Origin of the sequence: Agrobacterium sp. AGB01 (genome assembly GCF_014851585.1) — a bacterium.
GTDB lineage: Bacteria > Pseudomonadota > Alphaproteobacteria > Rhizobiales > Rhizobiaceae > Agrobacterium.
The window spans coordinates 97,435-113,948 of the sequence record NZ_JACVAB010000009.1; the positions used below are offsets into that span (position 1 = coordinate 97,435).

The 16,514-nt window shown below is 54.6% G+C and carries 18 protein-coding genes; 7 read left to right on the forward strand and 11 right to left on the reverse strand.

What is annotated here, in order from left to right:
* Positions 1 to 31: 31 nt before the first annotated feature.
* Positions 32 to 277, reverse strand: a complete 246-nt coding sequence (locus tag IB237_RS24200; RefSeq protein ID WP_192491301.1) for a DUF982 domain-containing protein — start codon at positions 275 to 277, stop codon at positions 32 to 34.
* A gap of 203 nt (positions 278 to 480) precedes the next feature.
* Here IB237_RS24200 and IB237_RS24205 point away from each other — a divergent pair, with 203 nt between their 5' ends.
* From IB237_RS24205 to IB237_RS24220, 4 genes are all read left to right on the forward strand, one after another.
* A complete protein-coding gene (locus tag IB237_RS24205; RefSeq protein ID WP_192491302.1) occupies positions 481 to 1,419 on the forward strand; it encodes a bile acid:sodium symporter family protein in 939 nt (312 codons plus the stop codon).
* A 266-nt stretch (positions 1,420 to 1,685) separates the two neighbouring features.
* A complete protein-coding gene (nhaA, locus tag IB237_RS24210; RefSeq protein ID WP_192491303.1) occupies positions 1,686 to 2,885 on the forward strand; it encodes a Na+/H+ antiporter NhaA in 1,200 nt (399 codons plus the stop codon).
* A 164-nt stretch (positions 2,886 to 3,049) separates the two neighbouring features.
* Entirely contained in the window at positions 3,050 to 3,589 is a 540-nt protein-coding gene (locus IB237_RS24215) for a hypothetical protein (RefSeq protein ID WP_192491304.1), read from the forward strand.
* 248 nt (positions 3,590 to 3,837) lie between these two features.
* Positions 3,838 to 4,401: an AAA family ATPase gene (locus IB237_RS24220; RefSeq protein WP_192491305.1), complete on the forward strand. Its 564-nt coding sequence runs from the start codon at positions 3,838 to 3,840 to the stop codon at positions 4,399 to 4,401.
* Positions 4,402 to 4,419: 18 nt separating this feature from the next.
* Here the strand turns inward: IB237_RS24220 and IB237_RS24225 are convergent, their stop codons facing one another.
* From IB237_RS24225 to IB237_RS24265, 9 genes are all read right to left on the reverse strand, one after another.
* Positions 4,420 to 5,625, reverse strand: coding sequence for a hypothetical protein (locus IB237_RS24225; RefSeq protein WP_192491306.1), 1,206 nt, complete (start codon positions 5,623 to 5,625; stop codon positions 4,420 to 4,422).
* Positions 5,626 to 5,951: 326 nt separating this feature from the next.
* Positions 5,952 to 6,236, reverse strand: coding sequence for a hypothetical protein (locus tag IB237_RS24230; protein WP_192491307.1), 285 nt, complete (start codon positions 6,234 to 6,236; stop codon positions 5,952 to 5,954).
* Positions 6,229 to 6,639: a Bbp16 family capsid cement protein gene (locus tag IB237_RS24235; RefSeq protein WP_192491308.1), complete on the reverse strand. Its 411-nt coding sequence runs from the start codon at positions 6,637 to 6,639 to the stop codon at positions 6,229 to 6,231. Before IB237_RS24235 ends, IB237_RS24230 begins: the two co-directional genes overlap by 8 nt.
* 81 nt (positions 6,640 to 6,720) lie before the next feature.
* Positions 6,721 to 7,761, reverse strand: a complete 1,041-nt coding sequence (locus IB237_RS24240; protein ID WP_192491309.1) for a major capsid protein — start codon at positions 7,759 to 7,761, stop codon at positions 6,721 to 6,723.
* A gap of 3 nt (positions 7,762 to 7,764) precedes the next feature.
* The gene (locus tag IB237_RS24245) at positions 7,765 to 8,526 is read right to left on the reverse strand and encodes a hypothetical protein (protein WP_192491310.1); all 762 of its coding nucleotides are present in this window, start codon (positions 8,524 to 8,526) and stop codon (positions 7,765 to 7,767) included.
* On the reverse strand, positions 8,510 to 8,863 hold the full coding sequence (locus IB237_RS24250; protein ID WP_192491311.1) for a hypothetical protein: 354 nt from the start codon (positions 8,861 to 8,863) through the stop codon (positions 8,510 to 8,512). The genes IB237_RS24245 and IB237_RS24250 overlap by 17 nt, the downstream gene beginning before the upstream one ends.
* Positions 8,863 to 10,548, reverse strand: a complete 1,686-nt coding sequence (locus tag IB237_RS24255) for a portal protein (protein ID WP_192491312.1) — start codon at positions 10,546 to 10,548, stop codon at positions 8,863 to 8,865. The genes IB237_RS24250 and IB237_RS24255 overlap by 1 nt, the downstream gene beginning before the upstream one ends.
* A gap of 3 nt (positions 10,549 to 10,551) precedes the next feature.
* Entirely contained in the window at positions 10,552 to 10,782 is a 231-nt protein-coding gene (locus tag IB237_RS24260) for a hypothetical protein (protein WP_246788273.1), read from the reverse strand.
* Positions 10,783 to 10,793: 11 nt separating this feature from the next.
* Complete coding sequence (locus IB237_RS24265) at positions 10,794 to 11,216, reverse strand: hypothetical protein (RefSeq protein WP_192491314.1); 423 nt, start codon at positions 11,214 to 11,216, stop codon at positions 10,794 to 10,796.
* Between the two features lie 357 nt (positions 11,217 to 11,573).
* Between IB237_RS24265 and IB237_RS24270 the strand changes: the two genes are divergently transcribed.
* On the forward strand, positions 11,574 to 13,475 hold the full coding sequence (locus tag IB237_RS24270; RefSeq protein ID WP_192491315.1) for an ATP-binding protein: 1,902 nt from the start codon (positions 11,574 to 11,576) through the stop codon (positions 13,473 to 13,475).
* The gene (locus tag IB237_RS24275; RefSeq protein WP_192491316.1) at positions 13,472 to 14,713 is read left to right on the forward strand and encodes a hypothetical protein; all 1,242 of its coding nucleotides are present in this window, start codon (positions 13,472 to 13,474) and stop codon (positions 14,711 to 14,713) included. The genes IB237_RS24270 and IB237_RS24275 overlap by 4 nt, the downstream gene beginning before the upstream one ends.
* Here IB237_RS24275 and IB237_RS24280 read toward each other — a convergent pair.
* Positions 14,676 to 15,716 (reverse strand): DNA cytosine methyltransferase, encoded by a 1,041-nt coding sequence (locus tag IB237_RS24280; protein ID WP_192491317.1) that lies wholly within the window; start codon positions 15,714 to 15,716, stop codon positions 14,676 to 14,678. The genes IB237_RS24275 and IB237_RS24280 overlap by 38 nt on opposite strands.
* 383 nt (positions 15,717 to 16,099) lie before the next feature.
* On the opposite strand from IB237_RS24280, the gene IB237_RS24285 reads away from it, so the two are divergent.
* Entirely contained in the window at positions 16,100 to 16,453 is a 354-nt protein-coding gene (locus IB237_RS24285; protein ID WP_192491318.1) for a helix-turn-helix transcriptional regulator, read from the forward strand.
* Positions 16,454 to 16,514: the final 61 nt, after the last annotated feature.

Consider the following 16,514-nt stretch of genomic DNA (forward strand, 5'->3'; position numbering starts at 1 on the left):
ATTGGCAGATTTGGCGACCAAAAACTGGGGCCTATTCCTTGATTTCAATCTCTGCTTCAATGGCCGCAGCAATAAAGGCAAGCCTTGCTTCTTCAACGGTCTTTTTGCCTTTCAGCGCAGCTTCAATAACCAGCAGCGCCTTGTCCAGCGCTTCGCCTTCCTCCAGCGGCCAGTCTTCAATCAGCGCCCAGGATGCTTCCTGAAGGTTGCTGATGGTGGTGAATTTGCCTGGTTCTTCCAGTGCCAAAGTCACGCTCTTGTTCCAGTTTTTGCTCATCGGGTGGCCTCCAGTCTGATTTGAAATGCCCCATAGCATTGAATGGCAGTCGTGACGATGGGGGAGCATTTTGACCGGATTATATTCTTCTGCTGGAAAATGCCGACATCATGTGAGCAAGCGATCATGTACGGGGTCATATGACCTTGACAGGAGAAGGTTCACGACTACACGACGGGTAATTGTATGACGGGAGTAGAAACGTGAAAACTTTAGCGCTGGTATCGACATTTGTCGGAAAAACATTCGCGGCATGGGTGGTTTTATTTGCAGTTCTTGGATTTTTCTTTCCAGACACTTTCAAGCAGATCGGACCATGGATTGTCACCCTTTTGTCCATCATCATGTTCGGCATGGGTCTGACGCTGTCGCTTGATGATTTCCGCGAAGTGGTCAAACGTCCATTCGACGTGACAGTTGGCGTACTCGGCCAGTTTTTGATCATGCCGCTGCTTGCCGTGCTGTTGACGATCATCATCCCAATGCCGCCTGAGGTTGCTGCGGGTGTCATTCTGGTTGGCTGCTGCCCGGGCGGTACTTCATCCAACGTCATGACCTATCTGTCCAAGGGCGATGTGGCGCTGTCGGTTGCCTGCACGTCCGTCACCACGCTTGCCGCGCCTATCGTCACGCCGTTCCTGGTGTGGCTATTTGCCAGCCAGTATCTGCCGGTGGATGGTTGGGCCATGTTCATGAGCATCATCAAGGTGGTCATGGTGCCGCTTGCTCTGGGTGCAATCCTGCAAAAAATCCTGCCTGGTGTGGTGAAGGCAGCGGTTCCAGCCCTGCCATTGGTCAGTGTTATCGGTATCGTGCTCATTGTCTCGGCCGTGGTTGGCGCTTCCAAGGCTTCCATCGTCCAGTCCGGTCTGCTGATCTTCGTAGTCGTCATACTCCATAACGGCTTGGGTTATTTGCTGGGCTTTTTCGCAGCAAAGGCAACGGGTCTCTCGTTGGCAAAGCGCAAGGCCATTGCGATCGAGGTTGGCATGCAAAATTCCGGACTGGGCGCAGCGCTCGCAACCGCTTATTTCTCACCGCTTGCAGCCGTTCCAAGCGCCATCTTCAGCGTCTGGCACAATATATCTGGCGCACTTCTGGCGAACTGGTTCTCCGGCCGCACGGAAAACGAAAGCAAATAGCGTTGCAACGCGGTTGAGAAGCATCCGCGCCAACGCATGTGAGTGATCAGGCGCGTCGCATGCGGCGCGCCTTTTTCTTTGCCGCCAGGCACAGTCGGCGGATCACGAGACTGTTATTTGATCGTGATCGAGGCTGCTCCGGTTTTTCTGGAAACCGGATAGTTGCTTGGCTATACACTTTCCAACAGTGCGTGCTGCGTGCACTGCGGGATTCCCCGAAATCGACGGAGACTAAGATCAACTTCCAACCAAGGGAGCGTGAACCTGTGTCTTCGACATTAAAGCAAGGTCGCATCAACTCTACCCTTCGTAAATTCCTCGACAGCGGGTCCTCCAGCGGCCTCGTGCTGATGGCGGTTGCCTTGTTGGCCATCATCATTGCCAACTCGCCGCTGGCAGAGGCTTATTTCAGTCTGCTGCATGTCTATCTTGGGCCGCTTAGTGTCCAGCACTGGATCAACGATGCCCTGATGGCGGTGTTTTTCCTCATGGTCGGTCTGGAGATCAAACGTGAGATGATGGATGGCCAGCTAAACAGCTGGCACCGGCGTGTGCTGCCGGGTGCGGCTGCCGCTGGCGGCATGGCATTTCCGGCATTGTTTTACGTGCTGTTCAACAAGGACAATCCGGCTGCATTGCAAGGTTGGGCCATTCCGGCCGCAACCGACATCGCCTTTGCCCTGGGCGTTATTTCGCTGTTGGGTTCGCGTGTACCCGCCTCGTTGAAGATATTTCTTGCAGCCTTGGCCATCATTGACGACCTCGGTGCAGTCATCATCATTGCGCTGTTTTACACTGAAAATCTGAACCTGCTGGCCCTTGCCGGGGCATTGTTCATCCTGGGCAATCTGTTCCTGTTCAACAGAATGAAGGTCAGGCAACTCTGGCCTTATCTGGCTTTGGGGGCAGTCCTGTGGTTGCTGGTGTTTATATCGGGCATTCACGCGACGCTGGCCGGTGTCATGCTGGCGCTCACCATTCCCCTGAAGCTGACCCCCGGTACACCAGAGGCAACACCGGAGGAATCGCCCCTCCATCGTCTTGAACATGGGTTGCATAAGCCGGTGGCATTTTTCGTGGTGCCGGTCTTCGGTTTTGCCAATGCCGGTGTGTCGCTGTCTGGCCTCAGCCTCGGCGTGTTTTCAGAACCGGTCACCATGGGCGTGGCAGTGGGTCTTGTTCTCGGCAAACTGGTCGGTGTTCTCGGTGTTGTCGCACTTCTGGTCAAACTGCGTTGGGCACAACTTCCGGCGCATGCAAGCTGGGGGCAAATGACTGGCACGGCCTTCCTGTGCGGTATCGGCTTCACCATGTCGTTGTTCATCGGCCTCCTGGCCTTTGATGATCCGGCTTTGCAGGACCATGTGAAGATCGGCATTCTCTTGGGCTCGCTGGTATCAGGCACCGTGGGCGCGACGATCCTGGCGCTCTCCGGACGCAGGGTTCCAGTTGTCAGAGCAGCCTGAAAACTCAATGGATCGACCGCCCATGTCTACGGCATGCGGCGGTCGTTACCCGGTTGACGTCACCCACCGACCTCACAGAAATGTCAGGTCAACGTGACCGCAGTCTGAGGAACGAACACAGCAATAGCGCATTGGTTTTTTGGATAGAATGAAAGGAGATCCCCATGCCAAACTCGAGACGAACCACTCTGCGCGTGCTTGATAATGCCGAAGTAGAGCTTGTCGAGGCCTCCCGCCATCCCTCCATAAACGAACTTTCCGACAGTGAGCTGCAGCAGTTGCGCAAGAACCTGCGGGAACGCCGCGATCGTGCCCGCGACATTGCCAATCGCACACGCCGCGAAATGCGTGGCAAGTCGGCGCGTGATGATGGCAAGGCGGCCAAAACAGATGCCGGCATTCGCGAACGGCTGTCTATCCTTGCTAATGCCGTGCAGCGCACCAATCAGGAACATGCCCGTCGTCAGCGTTTTGAAGGACGTGGTGAGTTGAAGCGTAACGCCGAAAAGGCGCTGGAAATGCGTCGCGCCGCCGCAAGTCCCATCAACAGACCAACCTCGCGCCGTGCTGACAAGGGCATGCGCGCCATTCCCAATGAGCGCGCGGAAGATCTGGTCAACCGAATGGAGCTGGGGCGTGTATCGCAATTTGTCCGCGACAGTCAGGCCAAGCGTGACAAACGCCATGAAGAGGCAGGCGTGTAACGACGCATCTGAACATGCGGCGCATTCGCTTTGCTGCTCATTATTTCCTGGCAGTAAATTACAGTCGTTCATAGCACAACTTTCACCCTGCCTCTCCTTGGAGACGCAGGGTGACTTTTGTTTGGTGTGCATGTCACGCCGCGTGGCGTGGCGTGTCCTGTGCCCGGTTTCTTGAGCCTGCGGCCCCAATACGCTACCTGCAGCACCGTCCTGAAAAATCCCGCAGTCGAATGATGAAGGAGATGCCTATGAACCCGCACGATACCCGCCCGCGTATTCATCTGACAGGCGCATCCTGCTCGGGCGTTTCGACATTGGGGTCCGCTCTGTCAGCGCATTACGGCGTGGCGCAATTTGATGTCGATGACTTCTACTGGATGCCGACTGATCCGCCATTCACCACCAAACGCCCGCCACAAGACCGGGTAAAGCTCATTCAGGCGCAGCAGCGTCAAAGCAATGGCTGGGTGCTGACCGGGTCCTGCATGGGCTGGGGCAATGCCATGCTTGGCGATGTCGATCTCATCCTTTTCCTGCACACGCCAACTGCCATCCGGTTGCAAAGGCTGGATGCGCGCGAGGCCGCCCGTTATGGCAAACGTATTCTGCCGGACGGGGACATGCATGTTCAACACATGGCATTTTGCGATTGGGCGTCCCGTTACGATGACCCGACCTTTTCCGGTCGCAACATCGCCCAGCATGAGGAATGGCTGGCAGAACAATCCGCCCCGGTTCTGCGCCTTGATGGTGCCTTGCCGACCGCAGAACTGATGCAACAGGTGGCAAGCGCACTGACGAAGAACATTTGACGACGCATGACAGTGGTGTCAGCTGTCAGTGTCAATTCCGCATTCAATGACATTGACGTCAACAGTTTCCAAGGGACGTCCACTTTTGGTTTCAAACTGACCACGAATGGTCACGCCTTTGCGAAGCATCGATTTGTATTCTTCGCGGTTACACCAGTTTTTCCGCATCACGTCCTTTGCCAGCGCCGGCACAGGATCAGGGGAAAATATCGTGATGGTGTAAACCCGGTTCGCATAGCTGGCACCTGATATGCCCAACTCGCCATTGGTGGTGGCAAAGGTTTTTTCTGCCTTGGCGCGTTCTGCCATTTCGGCATCAATCTTCAGGTTGTCGAGGTTGCAACCCACGGCGTCGGCATTGGCACTGCGCACAATATTGCCTGTGCGGTCCAGCAGCTCGCCTTGCAGCGTGGCGCCAAATGCAAACAGCTCTTTATAGTCGTTTGCGTTGCACCAGGTAAATTCCGTCAAATCTTGCCATTGCTGCCGCTCGGCCTCATTGTCGTTCCCAATCCGGTAGCGATAGATCAGGGTATAACCATCCGCTACAACGGCGGTCAGCCTGACATTTCTGTCGAAGTTTTGTGGAATGGTGCGGGATGCCCCATAACGTTTCAGGGCCGCTTGTATCGCTTCGCTTTGTGTTTGCGGTTCTGGCGGCGGAGGGGGCGGAGGAGGCGGCTGTGCGGCCTGCAGCGCCAGACTGAAACTGAATTGTTCGAAACGCTTCTCGGCAATACGATCCAGCTGCGTCGCAGAAATCAGAACGCCCAAACCGGCCAGCGTCATGATGATGTTTGTTAAAATCGTGTCGTCAATCGGCTTGGTCTTTTCCTGACCTTTGTCGAACACAAGCGCGAGATTGGCAACGGGCATCAGGCCCATCAACCATCGGTCATTTTCCCCATAGGCATCGCGGGAACGCGCTGCCGAAAACAGGCCGGCCACAGCGCCAGCGAGCATCATCATGGCAATGTGTGTGCCAACGATAACATGGGCATAGCCATGTTCGATTGCCAGCTGTTCCGGCAGGTAGAGCAGGGTAGAAGCGTAAAGTATGACAAAGACCAGACAGCAGCCGAAGAAATAAGCGCCACCGCCAATTTTCCATGTCGGTTTTGTTATCGCAAGGATTGCCCAGGCTGAAAACACCATCACGGGCCACGACCACAAAATCCTCATGAACATGCTGAGCTCAAGCAGCTCGCGTGCGAATTCTTCCATGGCCACACCCCTCTATTCCCGGTTGTGTGGTACGGCCTTGCGCATAAAATCGCAAGTCTGGGCGGGTGGCGGCAGTTAATTTCTGGCTAGGGGATAAGCACGGCTGCAACCCTCTCAACCGTCTTCCTAGGGCTTGTCCCTAGGATCTAAGCCGGTGCCTGATATGCAACGTGGTTGGATTCTCGCCACAAGGGCGAGAATGACGACGGCGATTGTGGTCTCTGACAGTCGCGGTCGTGCTCGTACAGAACACGGCTTCAACAGAAACGGGCGGCCTTGAACAAACAAGCCGCCCGTATGGAACTGTGTCTGCAGGCACTAGTGCCTTAAGCGTCGTCACCCTGCGCAGGCAGCCAGTCCGGTGGCGGGCCGCCCAGCGCTTCGGCAACGCCGTTACCCTGCGGCTGTTCGGCTATCGCGGCCGTCGGCTTCGGTTTCGGCTTTGCCTTTGTGGCCTGTGGCACCGTTACCGGTTGCGCATCAGCGGCATCCACCCATTTCGGGCGGCGCTTTTCATCCTGCCAAAGCGCGTCGGAAATCGTAAAAACCTCGCCGGTTTCGCGGATTTCCCCGTCAATGTAACCACGCGTGTTGGCAACCACCTTAACCATTCGAAGGGTTGCCCATGGTCACACCGGCGGTAATGCGGCCGGTGGTCGGCGCCGTGCCTGTCACCGTATAGTTCAGGCGTACATACCGTTCCGCCGTGCCGCGCGGCAGAAAGTCCGGCAGAACCACCTTGCCCGCTTTCAACTCTGCCACCGGCACGGCCTGCGACCACACGACCTTAGGCGAGGCGAAGGCCGGCGCATCATCGGTCTGCAGCGCAATTGTCAGTGTTGTCAGGTTGTTGAAATCTTCCACCACCTGCAGGCGCAGCGGGACAGGCTTGCCCTGGCCAACATCGCGTACAACGCCGCCGGCAATGGGTGAAAGGTCGAGAATGTTGGTCGAGGCTGCCGTGGCAGTAATCGCCTGGGCATTGGAAAGCAGGCTCTGAGTATCGAAAATCATGCGTTTTCCCCGTGATAGGTGTCAAAGCAAAAGAAGGGAGAAGGTGCCCGCCGCCTTTGGCGGCAGGCCTTAAGGGTGCCGTTACAGCGCCACTGCCGGAACCGGCGCTTCGGTGCTGAGCAGCGAGTCCGCAATCCGGATTGGAATGTTGCGGTAGGTGGTCACTTCTTCGCCTTCCAGTGTCGCAGACTTCAGCGGCACGGTGTTGGCGCGTCCCGTCGTCAGGCCACGGTCGGTGGACTGTTCGTCGAGAATTTCCATGACCTGGCGGTTCATGTAACACACGGTGCGGCCGCCCTTGGCGTTGATGCCGTAAGTCATGTACAGGCGGTAATAGGCCTGTCGCAGCAGCTTCCACAGGTCGACATTGCCGGCCATCATGTCGGACACATCGATATTGGCGATACGCGCCATGTAACGATAATCCTTCACAAAGGCACCCATGTGCCATTCAAAGGCGGTGACCTTGGCGTAATAGGTGTTGCCGTCATCGTCTTTTACCGGCTCTTCGCCCTTGTCCATCACTTCCACGCCGGCCTTGGTGCCTTCGGGGTAGAGCAGGGAAGCGGCATGGTCTGCCCATGTCACAAACCAGATGGAGGTGTTGTCGCCACCGGTGCCACCGGCATTGATCACCTGGTTGGCGGCGTTAGGGCGCGTCGGGTCGGGGATGTTGCTATTATAGGCGCTGAAACGGGGCGCAAAACCCTTGAACTTCTCCGGTGTCTTGTCCGTGTCGTGGTAGAAAAGGCCGGTTGCCATTTCCTGGTTCATCGCTTCCAGGAAGGGCGCGCTATCGACCAGTCGCTGCTTGGCCGGGTCCGGCGCAAGCTTCAACAGGCGGGTGTCGATTTCAGAGCGCGCTTCCAGAAAACCTGTGGTGTCATCCACCTGCTGCAGCGTGCTCTTGGATTTCTGCACGCCCTTGTACAGTCGGCCCCAGCCAGCGGACGGCAGACCGGTGCGAATGGAGTGACGGTGAATGCCCTTGAGGTTGCACTGCGTGGCAATCGCATCTTTCAGGATGGGGTTGTTCTGCGCCAGCAGTTCAAGAACGATGCCCTCGCCAGAGGCTTTGTGGGCGTCAATGAGGGTAGGTACGGTGCTACCAATGATAGCCATGTGTTATTTGCCCTTCGGTGCGTCGTTTGGAAAAAGAAGGTGAGCGGTTTCGGCCTTTCTGCCCCCGCCGTCTGCGCCTCCCGTTGGTGGGTTGTCCTCCCGGATCATCGATCCGACCTTTGCGAATATGCGGATAAGCTCGGGATGGTTGCCGCCGCCACTGGCGTTGAGGTATTCCCTCAAGGCGGGCGTGCCGAGCGTGGAAAGTGCGCGCTGGGCGCTGGAAACCGTGCCCTGCCATTTGTGGCCGCCAATGTCGCGGTCGCGTCGGGCCTCGTCGGCCCAGCCCTGAACACGGTTGGCCCAGTTTTCCGCCTGCGCCGCACCACGTCGTGATTGTGTTTCAATGAACTTGTCGGCCAGTTGCTGTGCCTGGCGTGTCGTCAGGCCCAGCTCCTTGAAGTCGCTGCCCATCGCATCCAGCAGTTCCTGGTCCACCTCCACGCCGTCAGGCATGGTGAGCGTATATTTGCCGTCGTCGGGAACCGTATCGTCAGGGTCTTTGGTGGCATCATCCTTTGTGGCGTTGTCGCCGTCCTTGCCTTTGCCATTGCCATCTGATGTATCGCCGCCGAAATCATCTTCACGATCGTCGTCGTCAAAGTCGCCATTAGCATTGCCAGCCGCATTGGCCTTATCATCGGGAAACAGCACGGCCTCGGGTGAGGGCGCATTGGCCTCGTTACCACCGCCGCCAAAGCTGTCGCCTTCGGCACTGAACAGCAATGCGGCGCGGCCCAGCCACCTGTTACGCATCAACGTCATAGTCTTCGCCTTCCTCGCTGTCGGCACGGCGTTTCGCCGCCACCTTTTCTGCTTCCTTGAAATCAGCGATCGCCAGCAACAGCTTCGGGTACATGGTGGGGTCGATGCTATCGAGCTTGGCGATCAGCGTTCGCCCGGCCCCCTGCCTGCCGAGGATGTAGTTCGTTGCGTTGGTCAGTTCCCCGGAATAGGCATCGCGGTAAACAGCGCATTGTTCCAGCATCCAGAACAGCACACGCTTGCCGGCTTCGAGGGCAAAGACGTCACGAAACGCCGTCGTGATTTCATCACGCTCCGGGGTATGGGGGTGAGATGGTTGTTCGTTAAAATGGTCCATTAGCCTAGTCCAAGCTGGCGCAGCAGCGCGTTGCCATTGGGGTTTTCATTGGCGCTGGCCAAAAGTTCTGCGGCCTGTGCACCCTGGTTCAGCGCCGGTGCCATGGTCGCGGCCATTTCGGCACTTTGCTGCGCCTGCGCCTGTTGCGCGCGTTGTTCACGCAGCGCCGCCACCTTGTCATCGGCAAGGATCATGGAAGGCGGCGCACCGATAGCCTCGATGTAAAGGTCAATCGCCTCGTCGGCATCCAGCTTGTCCAGTGCTTCCGGTCGTGCCCCGGCCAGCTGGCCAATAAAGGCCACACCGCGCTCAATCGGCCCGGTGGAAACTGCCTGCTGCGCCTGCGCCAGGGTGGAGATATATTCCACTTTCAGTTCCAGCCCCTGCAGCTCCTCCGGTGGCGGCGGCAGTTCGTCGCGCGCCACCAGAATGTCATAGGTCCGGTCAATGGTTGGGCCCAGCTGGTCGCCAAACACGTTTTCCAGCACAGGTCCCAGCTGCAACAGCTGTTCTTCCTTGCGCTGCGTCAGTTCAAACTGGTTGCGCGGCTGCACGCCTTCCATGTTGGTAATGGCAAAAAACAGATCGGCAAAAAACGTCCGGTCAATGCGGATCTGCGTTTCCCGGATGTCTTCGCGCAGTTCGGAAAGGCTCAGGTTCACTTCCATCGCCGGGCGAAAACCCTTGCCAGCGGGGTCGTCAACATAGTTCACCGCACCCGGCAACAGCGAGTTGGGGCTGTTCTGCATGGAGGTTGGCGCGTTCATCGGCGGGCGTACCTTTTTGTCGATGCCCTCCAGCTTGCGCATCTGCTCCAGCTGCAACATCTTGATGTCGGCCAGCGCCTTTTGCCCCGGCGAAAGGGAATAATGGTCGTCGTCGGAAAGCTCCCAGGCCGGCGCAATGATCGGGTTGCTGTCAAAGCCGCTTTCTTCCAAAAGCTCGGTGCCGATTTCGTCCACCCAGTAATTGGAAAGGAACGGCTTGTTGCGCTTGTCGCGCATCGTCTCGTCGCGGTCGTAACGCGGCTCAATCGCGTGGTAGACGTCAAAACATTCGGAATATTTGGCCGTGTCATACAGGCCCCGAATGCGCTGCGGCACCTGCTCGTAGCCGAAGCGCTCGACAATGCGCTGCACGTTCCAGCGAAACACCCGGTACAGCGTCGTCGCGCGGCCCTTGTGGTTGCGCGCCAGCCAGAACCGGCCATGCACCAGCTGCTGCACGCGAATAACCGTTTCCTCGTCTTCCACCAGAATGGCAACCGACTGGCCAAACTGGCCAAGGTCGCCATACCCCACATGAAAGGCACGGTAGAGGTTGGAGGCGGCAAACACCTCGCGCATCTTGTCCTGCACGGCGGCCAGATAGGCCTTTACTGCATCCACCTTTTTCAAGCTTGGATCAAAGGTCGTCAGCCGGAACCATGGCCGGGCAGGCGATGTCAGGCCGGAATGCATGCCAGATTTCAGCGTGTCGCAGGCATGTGTGCCGGTGCTGTCAATAATCTTGGCGCGGGTGCGCGGCCCGTCGCGGTCGCCCCCAAGGCGCAACCGGGTCGGTTCAATGTAATCGGCCAGCGACCGCCATTCCGCTTCCCAAGGCTGGCGAAGCTGCTTCAGCTCTTCCAGGCGGCGACGGTGGTAGGCAATCTGGCTTTCGTCGGTTCGGCGGGTGTCTGCCATGTCTCAGGCTCCAAGCAATGTCTTTTTGCCATCCATGCCGGAAAGCGTCGGTGACAGCGTGTTGGCAAAAGTGCCAACGCCGGTACCTGAGGTCAGAATGGTGCTGGCAGAACCACGAATGCGGTCGGAGGTGCGCCGCGCCGCAGAACTCTGGCCCACGGCATAATCTGGCGTCTTCTGCTGCGCGTATTCCGGCGGCGCCTGAACAGTCGGGGTTTTCGGGGTCTTGAACATGCACATGAGCGTTATCCAATGTTGAGAAGAATGAGGATGAACACGGCAACCGGCACACCGGTATTGATGCCGCAAAGGGTCGCATGCAGGGCGCCATGCGCCCGCCGACCGGATGAAAGTTTTGGGAGGTTTGCAGGGGATTTCGCGGCCAGATTGTCAGCCACAACAGCACCGGCAACGGGCAGGGTGGAAAACATCGCAAGCCACAGGAAGAAATTGTCAGTGCTGAACAGCCACAACAGCAGGCAAACGCAAAACAGCATCACGCAGAACAATCGGCCATTGGTTGCGGCATTCTGCCGACGGGCAATACTCACCGCCAGCACGTCACGCACCGCAACAGGGCTCTTGAATTTTATATCAATGTTGCTGCTGCTGTTGTCTGTCTGGCCGCTATCAGTCTGACCATTTTCACTGGCCTGCCCATAATCCATAAATCCCGCTCCACCGGCCACATCGGCCATCGAGTGGAGTGTTAGCGGTCAATGGTTGTGAGGGTGGAATGGGGGGGCGTTGTGCTGTTGAAGTTGGTTTGCAATCTCTTGCGTTAATATACCTGGCTAGCATTCAAGTTTTAAGAAGATGGATTGCTGACAGAGTTTTGCTTATCTAAATCGGTCGCATCCCGTGCGAAGAATAGCTACAGGGTAGCCCTTAGATAGCCGTTCGCAAAGATTTACAGATTAGACGTATCTGCTGACATAAATTCAAACGCTTTTCACCCTTGAGATTATCAGTCAAACTGATATGCAACCAGTAAGTGTCAACTTACTCTCTACTATGAGCGATCAATGTCAAGCACATCTGAAGCTGAACCTGAGCTGCCTCTAGCTGGCAAGATCGAAGAGAGCGCCCATACAAGGCGACCCGTAGAGGGTAATTTAAAAACAAATGATCGCATTATTGCGCGCGTTACTGACGGAATTTATCGAGAGCCGTGGTCTGCCTTCAGGGAGATGATCTCAAACGCGTACGACGCTGATGCTACATCGGTTTCGATCGACTGTGACTACCCATTTTTTAAAGAAATCCGTATCACGGATAACGGTAATGGAATGGATGAACACATTATCGGGGACCTTCTCGAGAATATTGGTGGTAGCTCTAAGCGGACCGCTCGCGGAAAAACACTGGGAACTGCTAATACTACAGATCCCACGCGGAGCCCGGCGGGTAGAAAGCTTATTGGCAAGATTGGTATTGGTCTTTTCGCCGTTGCCCAGCTTACCCAGCAATTCCAGATTATAAGTAAACGAAAGGGAGACAGCAAAAGAGTATCTGCGTCGATACGTCTTCACACCTATCAAGAAGACAGCTTAATTGATGAGCAAGACGCATCTAACTACGTCAGCGGCACCTATAGTGTGCTAGCAGAAGAAACGACGGATGTGGATATTCATGGGACAACAATAATTCTGACCGGAATTCGTCCTGCCATCAGAGAAAAATTACAGAGCCAAGACATATGGTCTGCGATTGATGAGCACAACATGGATGATGGCACCGGACTTATCGATGTCGTCCTGCCTCCGCGATTTAACATTGGTCGACTCGATGAAAAGGGTCATCTCGTTAAACCTCCCGAGCTACCTTGGTCATCGACGGACTCGCCTGAGAAAAAGTTTCAGCAACTGGTAGAGGCCGCAATCTCGACAACGCGATCATCGAAAGAGCAAGCCAACCTTGCCCATTTTGATAACTATCTGAAAATGATCTGGCGGATCAGCGTAGCCTCTCCAGTCGCTTACATACACGGTCATCCCTTCGACCTGCGGGAAACGGATGGATATGATCTGTACGAAATTTCGAACAAGAAAAAAGGTGCAGCCAACCGCGTAGATATCGGGGACCAAACCATCCGTGAGGCGTTTGATATGGTCGCAGGTAATGCGAGTTCACTACCATTCTCCGTGTGCATCGATTCGGTTGAGTTGCGTAGACCAATTCAGCTTCCAAAGGAATTGGCGTCGACGTCTCGATTAGAGCGGCCGCTTATATTTGTGGGCAAAGTAAGTACCGATTTCGGAGGCGCAACGGCGGAACGATCTGGCGGGAGGCTGTCATTCGAGGCTTACCTTTATTGGAACACACGGATCGTTCCCAAAGAGAATATTGGGTCGATAGTTCGTGTAAATGACGCTAGCGGTACTCTCTTCGATCCCGAATTTCTGGGCTATCAGGTTTCAGAACAGACCCGTAAGAAGCAAATCACTTGCGAGATATTTGTCACGGAGGGGTTGGACGGAGCGCTGAATATTGACCGTGAATCGTTTAATACGAGCAATCCGCACTACCTTTATATTCAGAGGTGGCTTCATAGCGCTTTTAGACAATTTGCTACCATGCATAAAAGGTTGGGTAAGCAGGCCAAAAATGTAGATTCATCTTTGGTGCAACCTAAGGAATACTATGAAAAGTCGGCGGCGATCTGGACAAAGATGCGTGGTGACGAGTTCCCGCCTCCACCCATATTAAGGTCAAGCTCGCTATCACCTCACGATGATTTTGTCGTGGGCGATATTCCCGTGTCTCTCCAGATACGCGAAAATATGCCACCCGCATCAAAGAAAACAGAGCTTATCGATGCCGTGTCAATAGTTCTTGATGCCCATGGTGTCTTAGAGAGACTGACGGATGAGGGACGAGCCGAACTGATTTTCGACCTGGTCTCGATCTTAGAGAGTGCCGAATGAACACTACTGATGATGACGATTTCAGCGATTCCGTTTTGCCTCCCGAAGCTTCCCCGCTTGCGTCGCCTGAACCTCTACAGTTCGAGCCATGGCATAAGCCGCGCAAGCAATACGTGCGGGTTGAGCAGTGGCTACGGCATGTCGAAGGCATCTTTCGGACTTTAGGACCACAAAGTTTTGTTGACGGTGAGCCGTTACGATACATGACATTGCCGGGTCCAGATCTGCTTGACATACGAATGGTCGCGGATTTTTGTTCCAGTAAATCAATCAAATTGCGGTATACCGGTTTTTGTCACTCGACTGACACTGAGGAGCGTAGACTTCGGCAAAATGTCAATGAATTCTCTTTAACTCACAAAGAGTCGGTCGTTAGCAGTTCAAAGGTTGTTCGCTCGCGGCTGCAGGACGTGGGCATTAAGAACTCTGAGGCGGCTATTGAGATGGTCAAGGGTGGGCCTTTTGACATAATCAACATTGATGCTTGCGAGCCGCTAGCAGGAGATGACGAGAATGCCTCTGGACGTCTTGTTGATGCAATTCGCTCGATTACTGCGTACCAACTTGCGAACCGCCGGAAGTCCTGGATACTTTTTTTAACGACGCCAATACAAGCTGACTCTATATCGAAAAGTAGTATGGCTGCGCTCAATGAGCAGGTTGTAATAAACACGAAGAATGATGAGTTGTTTGCAGAAGAGCTTTCCACTCGTTTCGAAACTGGAGAGGATGTTGCAGCGTACCTAGACCGTGTTTCTAAAGACAATGGCGACGTTCTGTTATCTGTTTTCTCACTTGGTATATCCAAGTGGCTTATCCACTTGGCGGAGCAAGCCACGTTTAAAGTGAAGAAACTAAAAGGCTACAGCTATTCGATGTTTCGCAAGCCCCCGTATGACGCGAATATGGTTTCACTATGCTTCCTTTTTGAGCCTAACGAAATCGTTATCCAAGATGGGACCGGATTGACTGGAAACCCGCCAGCTATAGCTGCTAACGGAGATCCGGCCATATCATTACATGTGCGGGCGTTGAGAAAGTCATTCGAAATCGAGAATCTCGATACTAAATTACGCGCAAATAAGTCTCTCCACGACGAAATGGTGGCGCAAAGCAAGGAAATTCTTAAGAGAGTCGGTTATCCTGTTGACGATGCAGTCGCCGGTTACGATGCATGGTTGGTTACTAAGGAGCAGATTTTCAGCGACGAAAATCAACCTGAGAAACAATTGATTTAGCAACTGCGTAAGCTAGAGGAGGGGGGACGGCTTCGCTGACCTGCTTGACCTGGGAGGAAAGCGATCCTTGTAGGACGGTTTCACGAGGGAAGCCTTGAAGTATCATTGCTTCCAAAACGCTAAGTCTTCTAGTGCAGCTCGGGTGAATATGAACTTCACGATTGCCGTATGACGCAGTGTAACTTGGTTTATCCCAACTAAGCGTTTTGAAGCTCCGTTTTCCAACGAAACCCTCTACCAGTTCACCTGAGCCAAACTTCGGAGATTTCGGTGTCATACACCAGTGGTTCGGATGAAAAGGAATGTCGCCGTCTTTCAGCGTACGATTATAGAATGTCGGCTCAGGCAAATCTCCAATTGCCAAGCGAACAGTCTTAAATTCACTCGACTTCTGAGGTGCAATCCATTCAGAGCGGCTGAAATTCTTATTTAAAGCGACAAGAAAAAGACGTTTACGATTTTGTGGAACATCATAGTTTACGGCATCCAATGTTGTAATAGTTACAAAGAAGCCGTTTTTTTTCAGTCGCTCTTTTTCCAGCGCTAAAATATCGCCTCCACGACTCCCGGCAAGCGCGGGTACGTTTTCCATGACGATAAAGCTCAACGGCTTTCGCTTGTGGAGCGACAGGGCAATATCGAAGAACCGATGGACGAGTTGATTACGAGGATCATGCTGTCCACCATACCTGTTGGCTAAAGAGAAGCCCTGGCAGGGCGGTCCGCCTATAACTCCGACGGGAGCAAACTCATTGCCGAAATGGCTATCAAGATTTTCAACTGATAGAGAAAATATGTCCTGTTCTATGGCTTTGCCGCGTGGAAAAGACCTAGACCATGACGCTAGACTGTCTTTGCGCTTATCATAGGCGAGAGAAGTTACAAAGCCTGCTTGGTGAAATCCTAAATCTAGACCGCCAGACCCGCAAAACAGACTCAGAAGATTGGCTTGGGATTCACTCGGCAAAGAACTCTTTGCCAATTTAGGTGAGATTGTATTCATTCGGGCCACTCCTGCGGACGTTAGTTGATCCGAGTTTACCTAGTTGCCTTACTGGATAGAGTAGCCCTCAGACTAGAGTAGCGTGGTTAGCAGAGTCGTCTACTGCTGAAAAGCCATCTCCGGGGAAAACCACATCCGTTGGTGATATTGTCCTACATTCTTGGGTGTCAGGTGATGGTAAATTCCTTATGGCATGCGAATTCTTATCTGTATGGCTGTGAACGGTTGTCAGTGTCGAAGCATTTGATTGCCTGAACGGTATTAGGAAAGTCACCCATTGATGATACGGCGGCCCTGCGATGTCATGTAGAAAGCCACACTCCATAACATCGTCTCGATCACCACACTTGACTCCATCACAACATATCCAATAATCTGGATATATGGATAACACATCAGCAATAACGGCGCTTGGCGCCTTGGCCCAGCCCACCAGGCTGGACACATTTCGTCTTCTTGTCCGGCATGAGCCGGAAGGCGTTCCGGCCGGTGAGCTGGCGCGCCTTCTCGACGTGCCGCAAAACACCATGTCCGCCCATCTGGCCACCCTGTCGCGGGCCGGGCTGGCGCGGGGAGAGCGGCACAGCCGCTCGATCATTTACCGGGCAGATCTGCAAGGTTTGAAAGAGCTGACCCTGTTTCTCCTGAAGGATTGTTGTGGCGGCTCGGCCGAGCTTTGCGCACCGCTAATTGCCGAATTGACGCCTTGCTGTGTGCCAGAGGCAAAACCGTGCTGAACAGGGTTTATCCGGTTCAGGTTGCTGCATTCGCACAATCTCACCGAAAACCACCTCAGGC